Source organism: Streptomyces griseofuscus (genome assembly GCF_014673495.1).
GTDB lineage: Bacteria > Actinomycetota > Actinomycetes > Streptomycetales > Streptomycetaceae > Streptomyces > Streptomyces murinus.
This window is the reverse complement of sequence record NZ_CP051006.1, coordinates 4,255,388-4,270,493: the sequence shown is the minus strand read 5'-3', so window position 1 is coordinate 4,270,493 and position 15,106 is coordinate 4,255,388. Positions and strand designations below refer to the sequence as shown.

At 71.8% G+C, this 15,106-nt stretch carries 13 protein-coding genes; 7 read left to right on the top strand and 6 right to left on the bottom strand.

The annotated features are described in order from the left end of the window. The first annotated feature begins 25 nt into the window (after positions 1 to 25). A complete protein-coding gene (locus HEP81_RS18945) occupies positions 26 to 1,006 on the top strand; it encodes an NAD(P)H-quinone oxidoreductase (RefSeq protein ID WP_037650257.1) in 981 nt (326 codons plus the stop codon). Positions 1,007 to 1,026: 20 nt separating this feature from the next. On the opposite strand, the gene HEP81_RS18940 is transcribed toward HEP81_RS18945, so the two are convergent. Next, positions 1,027 to 1,713: a hypothetical protein gene (locus HEP81_RS18940; protein ID WP_037650254.1), complete on the bottom strand. Its 687-nt coding sequence runs from the start codon at positions 1,711 to 1,713 to the stop codon at positions 1,027 to 1,029. Between the two features lie 180 nt (positions 1,714 to 1,893). On the opposite strand from HEP81_RS18940, the gene HEP81_RS18935 reads away from it, so the two are divergent. Further along, the gene (locus HEP81_RS18935; RefSeq protein WP_037650252.1) at positions 1,894 to 2,436 is read left to right on the top strand and encodes a bacterial proteasome activator family protein; all 543 of its coding nucleotides are present in this window, start codon (positions 1,894 to 1,896) and stop codon (positions 2,434 to 2,436) included. A 124-nt stretch (positions 2,437 to 2,560) separates the two neighbouring features. On the opposite strand, the gene HEP81_RS18930 is transcribed toward HEP81_RS18935, so the two are convergent. Continuing rightward, complete coding sequence (locus HEP81_RS18930; protein ID WP_037650250.1) at positions 2,561 to 4,195, bottom strand: Stk1 family PASTA domain-containing Ser/Thr kinase; 1,635 nt, start codon at positions 4,193 to 4,195, stop codon at positions 2,561 to 2,563. A gap of 344 nt (positions 4,196 to 4,539) precedes the next feature. Here HEP81_RS18930 and HEP81_RS18925 point away from each other — a divergent pair, with 344 nt between their 5' ends. Then, the gene (locus HEP81_RS18925) at positions 4,540 to 6,186 is read left to right on the top strand and encodes a protein kinase domain-containing protein (protein ID WP_037650247.1); all 1,647 of its coding nucleotides are present in this window, start codon (positions 4,540 to 4,542) and stop codon (positions 6,184 to 6,186) included. 161 nt (positions 6,187 to 6,347) lie between these two features. On the opposite strand, the gene HEP81_RS18920 is transcribed toward HEP81_RS18925, so the two are convergent. After that, on the bottom strand, positions 6,348 to 7,367 hold the full coding sequence (locus HEP81_RS18920; RefSeq protein WP_172636903.1) for a phosphotransferase: 1,020 nt from the start codon (positions 7,365 to 7,367) through the stop codon (positions 6,348 to 6,350). Positions 7,368 to 7,888: 521 nt separating this feature from the next. Between HEP81_RS18920 and pdhA the strand changes: the two genes are divergently transcribed. The 3 genes from pdhA to HEP81_RS18905 are packed head-to-tail and all read left to right on the top strand — an operon-like array spanning position 7,889 to position 11,554. Then, positions 7,889 to 9,142: a pyruvate dehydrogenase (acetyl-transferring) E1 component subunit alpha gene (gene pdhA / locus HEP81_RS18915; RefSeq protein ID WP_037650245.1), complete on the top strand. Its 1,254-nt coding sequence runs from the start codon at positions 7,889 to 7,891 to the stop codon at positions 9,140 to 9,142. A 1-nt stretch (position 9,143) separates the two neighbouring features. After that, positions 9,144 to 10,121 carry an alpha-ketoacid dehydrogenase subunit beta gene (locus HEP81_RS18910; RefSeq protein ID WP_037650243.1) on the top strand — a complete coding sequence of 326 codons (978 nt, stop codon included), beginning with the start codon at positions 9,144 to 9,146 and terminating at the stop codon, positions 10,119 to 10,121. A gap of 11 nt (positions 10,122 to 10,132) precedes the next feature. Beyond that, positions 10,133 to 11,554 carry a dihydrolipoamide acetyltransferase family protein gene (locus HEP81_RS18905; RefSeq protein ID WP_037650242.1) on the top strand — a complete coding sequence of 474 codons (1,422 nt, stop codon included), beginning with the start codon at positions 10,133 to 10,135 and terminating at the stop codon, positions 11,552 to 11,554. Between the two features lie 79 nt (positions 11,555 to 11,633). Here HEP81_RS18905 and HEP81_RS18900 read toward each other — a convergent pair whose 3' ends face one another. Further along, positions 11,634 to 12,488 carry a hypothetical protein gene (locus HEP81_RS18900; protein ID WP_037650241.1) on the bottom strand — a complete coding sequence of 285 codons (855 nt, stop codon included), beginning with the start codon at positions 12,486 to 12,488 and terminating at the stop codon, positions 11,634 to 11,636. 372 nt (positions 12,489 to 12,860) lie between these two features. Here HEP81_RS18900 and HEP81_RS18895 point away from each other — a divergent pair, with 372 nt between their 5' ends. Further along, entirely contained in the window at positions 12,861 to 13,628 is a 768-nt protein-coding gene (locus HEP81_RS18895; protein WP_243279485.1) for a hypothetical protein, read from the top strand. A 25-nt stretch (positions 13,629 to 13,653) separates the two neighbouring features. Here HEP81_RS18895 and HEP81_RS18890 read toward each other — a convergent pair whose 3' ends face one another. Further along, a complete protein-coding gene (locus HEP81_RS18890; protein WP_243279483.1) occupies positions 13,654 to 14,652 on the bottom strand; it encodes a DUF1648 domain-containing protein in 999 nt (332 codons plus the stop codon). Further along, entirely contained in the window at positions 14,649 to 14,999 is a 351-nt protein-coding gene (locus HEP81_RS18885; RefSeq protein WP_037650238.1) for a GntR family transcriptional regulator, read from the bottom strand. Before HEP81_RS18885 ends, HEP81_RS18890 begins: the two co-directional genes overlap by 4 nt. Between the last annotated feature and the right edge of the window lie 107 nt (positions 15,000 to 15,106).

Genomic DNA, 15,106 nt, shown 5'->3' with positions numbered 1-15,106 from the left:
CGTCGGGGGGAGTAGCGTCGCGGACATGCATGCGATCACGATTCCCGAACCTGGTGGTCCCGAGGCGCTGGTGTGGGACGAGGTACCCGATCCGGTGGCCGGCGAGGGCGAGGTGCTGGTCGAGGTGGTGGCCAGTGCCGTCAACCGCGCCGATGTCCTGCAACGCCAGGGTTTCTACAACCCGCCGCCCGGTGCGTCCCCCTACCCCGGCCTGGAGTGCTCCGGCCGGATCGCCGCGATCGGCCCCGGGGTGTCCGGCTGGACCGTCGGCGAGGAGGTGTGCGCGCTGCTCGCGGGCGGCGGCTACGCGCAGAAGGTCGTCGTACCGGCCGGGCAGCTGCTGCCGGTGCCGGAGGGCGTCGACCTGGTGCAGGCCGCCGCGCTGCCCGAGGTGGCCTGCACGGTCTGGTCCAACGTGTTCATGATCTCCCACCTGCGGCCGGGCGAGACCCTGCTGGTGCACGGCGGCTCCAGCGGCATCGGGACCATGGCGATCCAGCTGGCCAAGGCGGTCGGCGCCAAGGTCGCGGTGACCGCCGGGACCAAGGAGAAGCTGGAGCGCTGCGCCGAGCTGGGCGCGGACATCCTGATCAACTACCGGGAGCAGGACTTCGTCGCCGAGGTCGAGGAGGCCACCGGCGGCGCGGGTGCCGACGTCATCCTCGACAACATGGGCGCCAAGTACCTCGACCGCAATGTGCGGACCCTGGCGATCAACGGGCGCCTGGCGATCATCGGGCTCCAGGGCGGTGCCAAGGGCGAGCTGAACATCGGCGCGCTGCTGCACAAGCGGGCCGCCGTCACCGCGACCTCGCTGCGGGCGCGGCCGGTGGAGGAGAAGACGGCCATCGTCGCCGCGGTGCGCGAACACGTCTGGCCGCTGCTCGCCGCGGGGCGGGTGCGTCCGGTGGTGGACCGTGAGCTGCCGATGGCACAGGCCGCCGAGGCGCACCGGGTGGTGGAGGAGAGCGGCCACATCGGCAAGGTGCTGCTGGTGGCGCCGTAGCGCTCCGTCCGGACCCGGGCTCAGGTTCTGCGCAGCCGCAGTCCCAGGAAGGCCAGGCCGAGGCCCAGGCCGATGAGGACGAGCCCGCTGCCCAGTGGCAGGATCCGCAGGGTCGGCTCGCTCGCGTTCTCGCTCTGCCGGGCGGCGTTCTGATCGGCCGACTGCCCCGGTGTGGGATCGAGGCCCGCCTCCTCGGGGGGCCGGGAGGCCGTCGGCGTCTCCGCGGTCTCCGGCTCCGCCGGCTGTGCGGCGGCGGAGCCGGGGACGGAGTCCTCGTCGCCCTCCACCTGGGCCCAGGGCCCGTCGTGCCGCCCCGGGTGCAGCTTCGCCTCACCGGCGCCGCTCCCCGCCCGGGACGGCTCGCCGGACGGCGCGCTGTCCGAGGCGGAGGCCGAGCCGGACGGCACGGCCGGGTGCTGGGGGCCGGCGCCGTCGTGGCCCGGGCGGTCCTGGTGATCGTGCCCGGAGTGACCGGAACCGGCGGCGTTCCCGGCCGCCGAGGACCCTCCCGCGCCGCCCGGGCCGCCCCCGTGGCCGGGGGCTGAGGCCGAGGCCGAGGGGGTGCCGGCGGGGTGGCGCGCGGTGGGGGAGTGCGGAAGACCGGCCTCGGCGGCGTACGCGGCGGCGGTGCCGTAGGCGGGCAGGGCCGCCGTGAGGACGAGCAGCAGCCGCAGACAGGGGTGGGTGAGTCGCAGCCATGGAGTCACGTCGGTGACCTCCCGGAGCCCAGCTGGCGTGAGCGTGATCGATGATGAACCGACGGGAACAGCCTCACATCGCCGGACTCTCCGGGCATTCCGGATTGGGCCGACGGGTCTAAACGGCGGATCCGCCGCACCCGGGGGGCGCCACGGTGGTGAGGTGGGCGGGTGCGAGAGAATGACGGCATGGAGATGCCGAGGAACGAACGGTCGCCGGAGAAGCCCCAGATCCTCGTCGTGGGCCAGGACGGGATGGCGCTCGGCGGCGGAGGCGGGGACGACGATTCCCGCGAGATTCCGGTCACCGAGCAGGTCGAGCAGCCCGCCAAGGTCATGCGGATCGGCAGCATGATCAAGCAGCTCCTCGAGGAGGTGCGTGCCGCTCCCCTCGACGAGGCCAGCCGGGTGCGGCTGCGGGAGATCCACGCCAGCTCGGTGAAGGAGCTGGAGGACGGTCTGGCGCCGGAGCTGGTCGAGGAGCTGGAGCGCCTGTCGCTGCCGTTCACCGACGACGTCACCCCGAGCGACGCCGAGCTGCGCATCGCGCAGGCACAGCTGGTGGGCTGGCTGGAGGGGCTCTTCCACGGGATCCAGACCACGCTGTTCGCCCAGCAGATGGCCGCGCGGGCGCAGCTGGAGCAGATGCGCCGGGCGCTCCCGCCGGGTGTGTCGGGTCCCGAGGGCGACGACCAGCACATGGGCGGGCACTCGGGCGGCCCGTACCTGTAGGCCCCCGAGAAGGTCCCACGAGCAGGTCCCACGAGGATTCACCTCCGGGGTACGAGGTTTCGCGCGCCGAACACGCGAAAGGGGCCCGGCGCACGAGCGCCGGGCCCCTCCTCGTACCGCGTCCCTACTGCGGCGGATTACCCGTCGACACGCTCAGCTCGATGGTGCCCGGGTCCTTGGCGTTCACGTCCGTGCCCTCCGACGGGAACTGGTCCATGACGGTGCCGTCGCCCCAGGTGTTGTCGTCCACCTTCTTGACGTGCAGCGTCCAGCCCGCGGCCTGGAAGCAGGCCTTCACGGAGTTGATGTCCTTGTAGCGGAAATCGGGCAGCCGGATCTTGTTGGGGTCGTCGTAGGACTCGTCCGGCTCGGTGCACTTGGTCTTGTCGATCACCCGGGTGGTGTCCGGGCCCCGGTAGCCCGCCTGGTGGGTGGAGGACGCCGAGGCGCTGGAGCCGCCGTGCCCGCCCGTGTCGCCACCGCCGCCACCGCTGTTCATGGTCAGCGCGACGACCAGGCCGACGACCGCGACGAGCGATACCCCGACCGCGCCGATGATCACGGCCTTGCCGCTCTTGCCCCCGCCCGAGCCGGACCCCTGCGTGGTCGTCTGCGGGGTCCCCGCGTACGGCGGCGGGGTGCCGGGCCCGTAGCCCACCGGAGGCGTCTGGTAGCCCGCCTGCTGGGGATAGCCGTAGGACGGCGCGGGCGTGGCCGGCGCCGGGGTGTGGGGGCCGTACGGACCCGGCTGGTACGGCGTCTGCACCGGTCCGGGCGGCGTCTGGCGGCTCTGGTCGACCGGCGGGAACACCGCGGAGCCGACGCCCGAGCCGCTCTGCTGCGGACCGGCGTTCGGCACGATGCTCGGCGCGGCCGCCTGGAGGGAGGCGGCGACCCGCAGGCACTCCTCGCGCATGGCGTCGGCGGTCGGGAAGCGCTCGTTCGGGTTCTTCCGCAGCGCGCGGGCGACCAGCGCGTCCACCGCCGGGGGCAGCGAGCGGTTGATGGAGGACGGGGCGACCGGCTCCTCCTGCACATGCGCGTACGCGATCGCCAGCGGGGAGTCCGCGTCGAACGGCAGCCGCCCGGTCACCAGCTGGAAGAGCATGATGCCGACCGAGTACAGGTCGGAGCGGGCGTCCACGGCGCGGCCGAGGGCCTGCTCGGGCGAGAGGTACTGCGGGGTGCCGACGACCATGCCGGTCTGCGTCATCGAGGTCACGCCGGACTGCATGGCGCGCGCGATGCCGAAGTCCATGACCTTGACCACACCACGCTTGGTCACCATCACGTTGCCGGGCTTGATGTCGCGGTGGACCAGCCCCATCTCATGGCTGATGTCCAGCGCCGCGAGCACATCCGCGGTGACCTTCAGCGCCTGGTCGGCGGGCATGGCGCCGTACCGCCGTATGTCCTCCTCCAGGACCGAGCCCAGCGGGCGGCCCTCGACGTACTCCATGACGATGTACGGAGTCGCCAGGCCGCCCAGGTCGTCCTCGCCCGTGTCGAAGACGGAGACGATGTTGGTGTGCGTGAGCTTCGCCACGGCCTGGGCCTCACGGCGGAAGCGCTCGCGGAAGGCCTGCTCCCGGCCCAGCTCGGTGTGCAGGGTCTTGATCGCGACCTGGCGGTCCAGTACGGCGTCGTAGGCGAGGTGCACCGAGGCCATGCCGCCCTCGCCGAGCAAGTCGCGCAGCTGGTATCGGCCACCGGCCAGACCCTGCCCCGAGTACCGGCCGTGTGTGCCGTCCTGGCTCATCTCTCCGCGTCCCCCATCGGCCGTCCGGCACCTTGGCTCGTCGCACAGGCCTTGATCGAATGTGTCATTCCCGGCCAAGTCTGCCCCAGGCCACTGACACGTCAAGCTCGGTGCCCGTTCCGTGACCGTACGAGCAAGAAGCGTCGCGCAAGCGTTACAGGGGGCGTGCGAGCAGCACACAGAATTTGCACGACGGCCCGTGCTGAGGGTTTCATGGCCGGTCCGTCGCAGAGTCGGTCCCGGTTCCGGTTCCGAACCGGTGGCCCCCACGGAGGCTGTAGCGTGGCCGACGGAGACCGTGACAACACCGCGCGCACCGCGGGCAGAAACGACGGCGAGGACTGATGGCACAGACGCACAGCGCCCAGGGCCCGTCCGACCCGGAGGCGTCTGGCGGCGGCGGCATGTCCGACGGGCCGGAGAACTGGGGCAACGCGGGGCTGGTCGGCGACGGCCGCTACCGGCTCACGCACCGCCTGGGCCGAGGCGGCATGGCCGAGGTCTTCGCGGCCGAGGACGTCCGTCTGGGCCGTACGGTCGCGGTCAAGCTGCTCCGCGCCGACCTGGCCGAGGACCCCGTCTCCAAGGCGCGATTCACGCGTGAGGCACAGTCGGTCGCCGGGCTCAACCACCACGCGATCGTCGCCGTGTACGACTCCGGCGAGGACGTCGTGGGCGGCCAGTCGGTGCCGTACATCGTGATGGAGCTGGTCGAGGGCCGCACCATCCGCGATCTGCTGATCAACGCGGAGGCGCCCGGGCCCGAGCAGGCGCTGATCATCGTCTCCGGTGTCCTGGAGGCGCTCGCCTACTCGCATCAGCACGGCATCGTGCACCGCGACATCAAGCCGGCGAACGTGATCATCACCGACAGCGGCGCCGTCAAGGTGATGGACTTCGGCATCGCCCGCGCCCTGCACGGCGCGCAGTCCACGATGACCCAGACCGGCATGGTCATGGGCACCCCCCAGTACCTCTCCCCCGAGCAGGCGCTCGGCAAGGCCGTCGACCACCGCTCCGACCTGTACGCGACCGGCTGCCTGCTGTACGAACTGCTCGCGCTGCGGCCCCCGTTCACCGGCGAGACGCCGCTGTCAGTGGTCTACCAGCACGTCCAGGACATGCCCGTCGCGCCGTCGCAGGTCCTCCAGGCCTGCCCACCGGAGCTGGACGGCCTGGTCATGCGCTCGCTCGCCAAGGAGCCGGACGACCGGTTCCAGACGGCGGAGGAGATGCGCGGCCTGGTCCAGTACGGCCTTCAGATGCTGTACGACCAGGGCGGCCACACCGGCACCTGGAACACCGGCCCGGTGGCGGCGCACGACGGCCGGCACACCCCGGCGGGCGGCTTCGCGGGGACGACCGCCATGTCGCACCCGATGGCCGGCGCCGGCACCACGCAGATCCCGCAGCCGCTGCTGCCGCAGGGCTACGGCCACGGCGACGACGGCGGCTTCGAGGGACACGGCAACAAGGGCAGCGGCCGCGGCAAGCTGTGGATCCTGGCCGTGCTCGCGGTCATCGCCATCGCGGCGGGTGTGGCGCTGGCGCTGAAGGGCGCGGGCGGCGGAGGCGGTGCCGGTACGGACACCAAGCCGCCGGCCACGCACACCAAGAGCACCGATGACTCCGCCTCGTCCAGCCCGAGCGACGACAACACCGGGCAGCCCACGGACACGGCCACCGGCGACGGGTCGGGCACCGGCTCCGGTTCGGACTGGTCGCCGTCGGACACACCGCCGTCTTCTCCGCCGGAGACGACTGGCCCCTCCGACCAGTCGACCGGACCGCAGCCCACGTCGTCGCAGTCCACGGATCCGACGACCGGTGGTAGTACGACTGGCGGGAACACCGGTGGCACTGCCGATACCGGTGGTACCGACACCGGAGGAGGAACCACCGGGGGCGGCACGGACACGGGCACCACAGGCGGCGACACCACCGACGGCAACGCGGCGGCCGGCGGGGCGGCGGGACTGCCCACCGGCTGAACATCGGCGGACCGCTCGTCGGTCGCATACGGCGGAATCGGCCGCCAAGAGGACATCCGCGGGGCCCGGGAGACCGGGCCCCGGTCGTTTGCCGGGCGTGGGACGACCGACTCCGCTGCTGGAAGGCCACTCCTTGGCCGCCGGGACGGACGTAAACCCGCTCACCCGGTGAACGCGTCGCACACCGCGTCGTACTCGCGGGTCCACCACACCACGAGCGCCGAGGCGGCCGGGAACTGGCAGTCGGCGCGGGTGTCACCACGCTCGTAGTGCCAGCGCAGCATCCAGAAGTCGTTCAGACGCTCCCACCACACCCGGCGTACGGCCGCCGCCAGCTCCGCGGGCGTGGCATCGGCAGCGCGCCGATACGCGCGGGCGTACGCCCGTACCTTCGGCAGGTCAAGGGCGCCCGCGGGGCGTACGAAGAAGATCGCGGCGGCGCGCACGGCCTCCTCGGCGCGGGGCTGCACGCCGAGCCGGTCCCAGTCCACGATGGCCGCCGGGGCGCCGTCCTTGTAGAGCAGGTTGAACGGGTGGAAGTCGCCGTGCACCCAGCCCACCGGGCCGCCGGGCGGCGGGCGCCGGTCCGCGTGCCGCTCCAGCAGCACCCGCCGCTCCCGCAGCCGGTGCCGGGCCAGTGCGTCGAAGGCGTCGGACGGACGGTGCCGGCGCACCCGGGCGAGTAACTCGTCGATGAGCGTGAACGTGTCGGCCGGGTCGGCGCTCTCCACGGGGTGGGGGCTGGTGGCCGGGCGGGTGCGCCCCTTGGGCGGCATCACGCGCTCCAGGCAGGCGTGCACGGCGCCCAGCAGCGCTCCCAGGCGCGCGCTCTCCGAGCGGGTGAGCTGGCCGCCGTGGCGGTGTCCGCCGTCGATCCAGGGATGCAGGGCGTAGGCATGGCCGCCGACGACGGCGACGGTACGGCCCTCCCGGTGCGCGAGCGGCACGGCGACCGGCACACCGAGCGCGGCCAGGCGCTGGGTGGCCCGGTGCCGCCGTTCGATGGCGGCCGGGTCGGCGGTGTCGGGGTCGAAGTGGTGCTTGAGGAAATACCGGCCGCGCGTGGTGCACAGCCGGTAGCCGCGGTTGAGCAGCCCCTGGTCGACCGGTTCGCAGGCCAAGGGCGTCCCGGCGGCTTCGTACAGGCGGAGCAACGCGCCCAGAGGGGGCGCGTGGGGCACGGGGGGTGGTACACAAAGGCGCGGCACGCCGCAGATGCTAGGGCACGAAAAATACCCTGTGAGCTGGGGCTTTCACAGTCAGTCGTCGGCGGTCGCAATTGGTCACTGGGTGAACCGGGCCGAACGGTGGAGGTCCGCGGTGTTCGAGCAGGTCCAGAGGCTTTTCAAGGTTTCGGAGTATTCCTCCCGCAAAGCACGGGACCGTTCTCCCTCCGAGAACTCTTCCCGTCACCTGGGTGACCGGGATAACGTTCGCTTGCTCCGGCCTTGCCGCAAGGCTGTGACCAGCGCGCTTCCGCATCTCTTCGATTTACTTGGAAATCCAAGCAAAATCGCAGGTCAAGTGGGGTTTCACAGAAATGTGGAGCACTGGGTAACGTAATGGTCGCAGGGCGCTCGCCGGGGCACCTGTCACGCCTGTTCCCGGCCGAGTGGCACCCACCCCGTGCCCGGTGGTCGAAACAGGTGAGCCGCACTGGCCTACCGGCAACCCCGGGGGCCGGAACGACGGAGGAGCACACGTGACCGTGGACAGCAGTGCCGCGCGCAAGCGCAGCGCCGCAGGCAAGGCCGGCACCACCGGCAGCAAGGCCGACTCGGCCGGGACCAAGTCCGGAGCCACCGGCGCCAAGCGCACCACCAGCACGACCCGAGCCCCGCGCACCGCGCGCGCCGGCGCGAAGAAGAGCACCGAGCCCGAGCTCGTGCAGCTTCTGACGCCGGAGGGCAAGCGGGTCAAGAACGCCGTGTACGACTCCTACGTCGCCGGCATCACCCCCGAAGACCTGCGCGGCCTCTACCGCGACATGGTGCTCACCCGTCGCTTCGACGCCGAGGCCACCGCACTCCAGCGCCAGGGCGAGCTGGGCCTGTGGGCCTCCCTGCTGGGCCAGGAGGCCGCCCAGATCGGCTCCGGCCGGGCCACCCGGGAGGACGACTACGTCTTCCCGACCTACCGCGAGCACGGTGTCGCCTGGTGCCGCGGTGTGGACCCGACCAACCTGCTGGGCATGTTCCGCGGCGTGAACAACGGCGGCTGGGACCCCAACAGCAACAACTTCCACCTGTACACGATCGTCATCGGCTCGCAGACGCTGCACGCCACCGGCTACGCCATGGGCGTGGCCAAGGACGGCGCGGACTCGGCCGTCATCGCCTACTTCGGCGACGGCGCCTCCAGCCAGGGCGACGTGGCCGAGTCGTTCACCTTCTCCGCGGTCTACAACGCGCCCGTGGTGTTCTTCTGCCAGAACAACCAGTGGGCCATCTCCGAGCCGACCGAGAAGCAGACCAGGGTGCCGCTCTACCAGCGCGCCCAGGGCTACGGCTTCCCGGGCGTGCGCGTGGACGGCAACGACGTGCTGGCCTGCCTCGCGGTCACCAAGTGGGCCCTGGAGCGCGCCCGCAACGGCGAGGGCCCGACCCTGGTCGAGGCGTTCACCTACCGCATGGGCGCCCACACCACCTCCGACGACCCCAGCCGCTACCGTGGCGACGAGGAACGGCAGGCCTGGGAGGCCAAGGACCCGATCCTGCGCCTGCGCCGCCATCTGGAGGCGTCGAACCACGCGGACGAGGGATTCTTCGAGGAACTCGAAGCGGAGTCCGAGGCGTTGGGCAAGCGAGTGCGCGAAGCGGTCCGCGCCATGCCCGACCCGGACCACTTCGCCATCTTCGAGAACGTGTACGCGGACGGGCACGCGCTCGTCGACGAGGAGCGGGCCCAGTTCGCCGCCTACCAGGCGTCGTTCGCGGACGCAGAAGGGGGTCACTGAGATGGCCGAGAAGATGGCGATGGCCAAGGCCATCAACGAGTCGCTGCGCCGCGCCCTGGAGGCCGACCCCAAGGTCCTGGTCATGGGCGAGGACGTCGGCAAGCTCGGTGGCGTCTTCCGGGTCACGGACGGCCTCCAGAAGGACTTCGGCGACAGCCGGGTCATCGACACCCCGCTCGCCGAGTCCGGCATCGTCGGCACCGCGATCGGCCTGGCCCTGCGCGGCTACCGGCCGGTGGTGGAGATCCAGTTCGACGGCTTCGTCTTCCCGGCGTACGACCAGATCGTCACCCAGCTCGCCAAGATGCACGCGCGTTCGCTCGGCAAGGTCAAGATGCCCGTCGTCGTGCGCATCCCCTACGGCGGCGGCATCGGCGCGGTCGAGCACCACTCCGAGTCCCCCGAGGCCCTGTTCGCGCATGTCGCCGGCCTGAAGATCGTCAGCCCGTCGAACGCGTCGGACGCCTACTGGATGATGCAGCAGGCCATCCAGAGCGACGACCCGGTGATCTACTTCGAGCCCAAGCGCCGCTACTGGGACAAGGCCGAGGTGGACGTCGAGGCGATCCCCGCCCCGCTGCACAAGGCCCAGGTGGTCCGCGAGGGCACCGACCTGACCCTCGCGGCCTACGGCCCGATGGTGAAGCTCTGCCAGGAGGTCGCCGCCGCGGCCGCCGAGGAGGGCAAGAGCCTGGAGGTCCTGGACCTGCGCTCGGTCTCCCCCCTCGACTTCGACGCCATCCAGGCCTCGGTCGAGAAGACCCGCCGCCTGGTCGTGGTCCATGAGGCGCCGGTGTTCTTCGGCTCCGGTGGCGAGATCGCCGCCCGGATCACCGAGCGCTGCTTCTACCACCTGGAGGCCCCGGTGCTCCGGGTCGGCGGCTATCACGCCCCGTACCCGCCGGCCCGCCTGGAGGAGGAGTACCTGCCCGACCTGGACCGCGTGCTCGACGCCGTCGACCGCTCGCTGGCGTACTGAGGGAGAAGGTCGTGACGACGATGACGGACGCGTCCGTACGCGAGTTCAAGATGCCCGACGTGGGGGAGGGTCTGACCGAGGCCGAGATCCTCAAGTGGTACGTCCAGCCGGGCGACACGGTCACCGACGGCCAGGTGGTGTGCGAGGTCGAGACCGCCAAGGCGGCCGTCGAACTGCCTATCCCCTACGACGGCGTGGTCAGCGAGCTGCGCTTCCCCGAGGGGACCACGGTCGACGTGGGTACGGCGATCATCGCGGTGCGGGTGGCGGGCGGGGCCCCGGCCCCGGTCCCGGCACAGGCCGAGGCGGCGCCCGCGGCTCCGGCGGCACCGGAGGCTCCGGCCCCGGCGGCAACGGCTTCGGCATCGGCTCCGGCTTCGGCCGAGGAGGCCAAGCCCGCGGCTCGTCAGCCGGTCCTGGTGGGCTACGGCGTGTCGACCTCCGCGACCAAGCGCCGCCCGCGCAAGGGTCCCGAGGTCACCGTCCCGGCGCCCGCCCAGCCCGAGCTGAACGGCCATGCCCCGGCGGCGGACAGCCCCCGCCCGCTGGCCAAGCCCCCGGTGCGCAAGCTGGCCAAGGACCTGGGCGTCGATCTGACCGCGGTCACCCCGTCCGGCCCGGACGGGATCATCACGCGTGAGGACGTGCACGCGGCGGCCACGCCCGCGGCCGCGCCCGCGCCGGTGGCGGCGGCTCCGGCCGCGCCCGCCCCCGCGGCCTCGTACGACGGTGTCCGCGAGACCCGTATCCCCGTCAAGGGTGTGCGCAAGGCGACCGCGGCAGCGATGGTCGGCTCGGCGTTCACGGCCCCGCATGTCACGGAGTTCGTGACGGTGGACGTGACCCGCACCATGAAGCTGGTCGAGGAGCTGAAGCAGGACAAGGAGATGCAGGGCAGGCGGGTCAACCCGCTGCTGCTGATCGCCAAGGCACTGCTGGTCGCGATCAAGCGCAACCCGGACATCAACGCGTCCTGGGACGAGGCCAACCAGGAGATCGTGGTCAAGCACTACGTCAACCTGGGCATCGCGGCGGCCACCCCGCGCGGTCTGATCGTGCCGAACATCAAGGACGCGCAGGACAAGACGCTGCCCCAGCTGGCCGACGCCCTCGGCGAGCTGGTGGCCACGGCGCGCGAGGGCAAGACCTCCCCGTCCGCCATGCAGGGCGGGACGGTGACGATCACCAATGTCGGCGTCTTCGGCGTCGACACCGGCACCCCGATCCTCAACCCGGGCGAGTCGGCGATCCTCGCCATCGGCGCGATCAAGCTCCAGCCGTGGGTCCACAAGGGCAAGGTCAAGCCGCGCCAGGTGACCACCCTCGCCCTGAGCTTCGACCACCGCCTGGTCGACGGCGAGCTGGGCTCCAAGGTCCTGGCCGATGTGGCCGCGATCCTGGAGCAGCCGAAGCGGCTGATCACCTGGGCGTGACCGGCCCTTCCGCATAAGACCGAAGGCCCTGTGGATCGCTCCACAGGGCCTTCGTCATGCCGCCGTCGGCGGCGAAGGGTCAGCGCACGTCGACGTAGTCGTAGGCGTCCGCGACGGAGGAGTTGGAGTTACCGGCGTAGTGGAAGCGCCAGGTGCCGTCCACCGAGGCGGTGACGGTGGTCTTCAGGTAGCCGGTGGACGAGCTCTTGATCGTCTTCACCGTGCTGTAGGTGCTGCTGTTCGCGGGCTTGAACTGAAGCTGCACGGACTGGCTGCCGTAGCCGTAGTACCTCATGTACGACCAGCTGGCACGGTTCAGGGTGCCGGTGACCGTGATGGTCTTGCCCTTGGTGACGGGCTCCGGGGCGGCGTTGAAACCGCTGAAGCTGGCGGCACGCTTGACCCAGCGGTTCTTGTAGACGTCCGTCTCGACGTAGTCGCCGTTGTTGGCGACGGCGAGGACGGAGACGTTCCACTTGCCGTTCAGGGCGCTGTCGTACAGGTCGGTGCCCGGCACGGCGGTGATCGTGATCTTGCAGGTGGCGCTCGTGGCGCTCCAGTTGTCGCAGGTGGAGTTGGTGTCGCCGGTGTCCGTGTAGAGCACGCCGTCCACGTCGCTGTCCAGGCTGGTGCCGTGCCACAGCATGGCGTCGGCGGTGTAGATCCCGGACGGGGCGGTGGCCGTGACGTAGATGGTGAACGTCTTCTTGCCGAGGCCGACGACGACGTCCTTGTTCGCGTTGTCGGTGACCTTGGTGATCTGGATGTCACCCTGCTTCTCGTCGGCCGGCGCGTTGCGCCCGACGGACGGCTTCGAGGTGAAGCCCTGCGGGATCTTCGGGCTGTCCGCCGCCTGTGCGGCAGGAGCGAGGAGCGCGGTGAGCGCCACGGCACCGGACATCGTCACGGCGGCCAGGCTGGCACGAATACGCATCTGTGTTCCCCACGTGGAGAGAGCCTCGCGCACGATGCATGGGGGGTATGCGGGCTCTGAACGATGTAGTGAGTCTGTTGACTCGCAAGAAAGACACGCGACCCCAACGAACGGTTGTACGTCTCACCGACTTTTTCTGAACCGAATGTGGCCGACGTCCGACACGGGCTCGGGATATGGCGGGAGTTCGCCGGCGGAGCGGATGGAATGGGTGCGCTTGCCGCAATTCGACGCATGAATTGCGGGAGGGGGACGGAGCAGACCCTGAGCTTTTCTCGGGCCGGTCCCTGACGGTGCATCAGGGGTGGGTCAGGGTCCTGCCAGGGGTGTCACGGATGGTGGGGGTGTGGCGGTCGGCGGCACGCTGGTGGCATGACGAAATCCACTGCCGCCGGGGCCGGTTCGAGCCCTGTTCGCCGCTTCGCCTCCGTGCGGCGCCTGTCCGCCCGTCGCACCGCCGCCGTCGCGGGTGCGGCCGTTCTCGCCGGTACGGCTGCGGTGTGCGCGCCCGGTGTCGCGGTCGCCGCGCCCCGGGCCGCCGCGTCCGCCGCGCCCACGACCGACTTCCGCGACTGCCCGCCCCTGCCCGCCGGAGCCGACCCGGCCCGCTGGAGATGCGAAGTGCACACCGCGGCACCGGTGTTGACGATCGGCAAGGTGACGGTGCGGCTCGCCCCGATCACCATGACCCATGCCGAGGGGCCCCTGCCGGACGGCGGCGACGGGCAGGTGTGGGGCGCGATGCACAGCACGCCGACGGCCGTGCCGGGCGTCCGCGGTCTCGCGATACAGCCCGAGTACGGCCGCCGGTCCGACTTCTACACCGGCACGTTCAGTCTCCGCTTCCGGCTCCTCGGTCGTCAGCTGGCTCCCGGCTGCACCATCGGCGCCACCGCCCCCGTCGACTTCCGGCTGAAGCGCTCGGGCCCCTCCACCTGGGTCTCCCAGGACCCGCCGATGATCGAGTTCTCGGCCTACGACGACACCTTCGCCGCCCCCGCCGCCGAGCGCTGCGGACCGCTCGCCCCGCTCGTCAACCACCGCCTGGGCCTGCCGGCGGCCGAGGGGAACCTGATGACGTACGACGCGTCGTACACCTTCAAGACCTACGACCGACTTCCTCGAATACCGGCGCGGTAGCGGCGACAAGGCGCCGGACCGCGACTCACCGGCCGGGTCCGGGCGTACGCGCGCGGAGGGCGTTCAGCAGGGCCGCGCCGCGTTCCGCGTCGTCCACGCTCACCGCGAAGTCGGAACGGCGGCCCCGGGGGCGTACGACGAGACAGTCACCGGCGCGCAGCATGACCGTGGTGCCGAGGCCGCTGAGCCGGTAGCCCCAGCCGCCGACCTGGGAGGGCAGGCGCCGCTCGGCGCGGGCGGATTCGAGGGCGTCCGGGGTCCAGCGGCGGGCGGGCCAGCCGAGGGGGCCGAAGGAGATCTCCAGGCCCGCCTCCGAGACCTTCGCCCGGACCGAGGAGGAGACGCTGCCCGCGAGGGCGAGGACGGCGCAGCCTGCGCACACCGGCCAGAGCGTCGCGGCGGGCGCCAGGCCCAGCACCAGCCCCAGCGCCGCGCCGACGGCGACCAGGCCGGCCACCGCCGACAGCGACTGGAGCCAGGGGTTGGCCGTGTGGGAGAACCAGACCAGGCGCTCGTCGCGTGCCAGGTCCAGCTCCGGGGTCCCGGCCAGGGGCGCGGTGGCGGTGGCCCGGACGGCCAGCCGCCAGGCGAGCACTCCTGCCGCGGCGGCGAGGGCCAGGGTGACGGCGATCCACCAGCCCGGCTGGCGGGCCTGGTGCCAGTCGGCGCGGTCGAGATTCGCCCGCACGATCGAGATCTGGGCGCCGACGAGGACGACACCGGTGGGGGCGAGGGCGATCGGCAGCCAGGAGCGGGGGCCGGTCCAGGAGCGGCGCCATCGCACGCTCAGGGCGAGGGCGAGGACCAGCCAGACCGCGGCCGGCACCACGGAGGCCGACCACAGCGGCATCGAGCCGTCGGGTGCCGGGCCGCCGCTCCAGTGGGTGGCCAGCCGGTCGGGAAGCCGGTCCCGCTGGAGCCAGGGAAGCCCGGCGACCAGCGCGGCGACGGCCGCCGTACCGCCCACCAGTGCCCAGCGCACGGCACGGCGCCGGCCGTGTCCCCCGTCGTGCCCGTCCGTCATGACGACTCCCGGATCATGTCGATGAGATCGGTCCGGCTGTATCCCAGCCGGGATGCCTCGGCCACCAGCTCCCGCACCTTGATCCGGAGCCCCGAGCGGGGGGCCGAGGCGCCCTCGGCGACGGTGATGCCCCGGCCCCGGCGGAACTCCAGCAGGCCCTCGTCGCGCAGTTCGCGCAAGCCCCGCAGGACGGTGTTCACGTTGAGGTCCAGGGCCGCGGAGAGATCGCGGGCGGAGGGCAGACGCTCGCCCGCACGGCATTCGCCCTCGGCGATGGCCCGTCGGATCGCCGCCGCGACCTGCTCGTGCAGGGGGCGGGTGTCGGTGGTGTCCAGGCGCAGCAACATGGTGCTAATGAAGCTAGCACCATTCGCTTCATCGCGGCACCCCGCCCGGCCCTCGGGCTCCGGTGGCCCGCCGGTCCCGGACAGCACGACGGGCCCGCCGCTGGGTG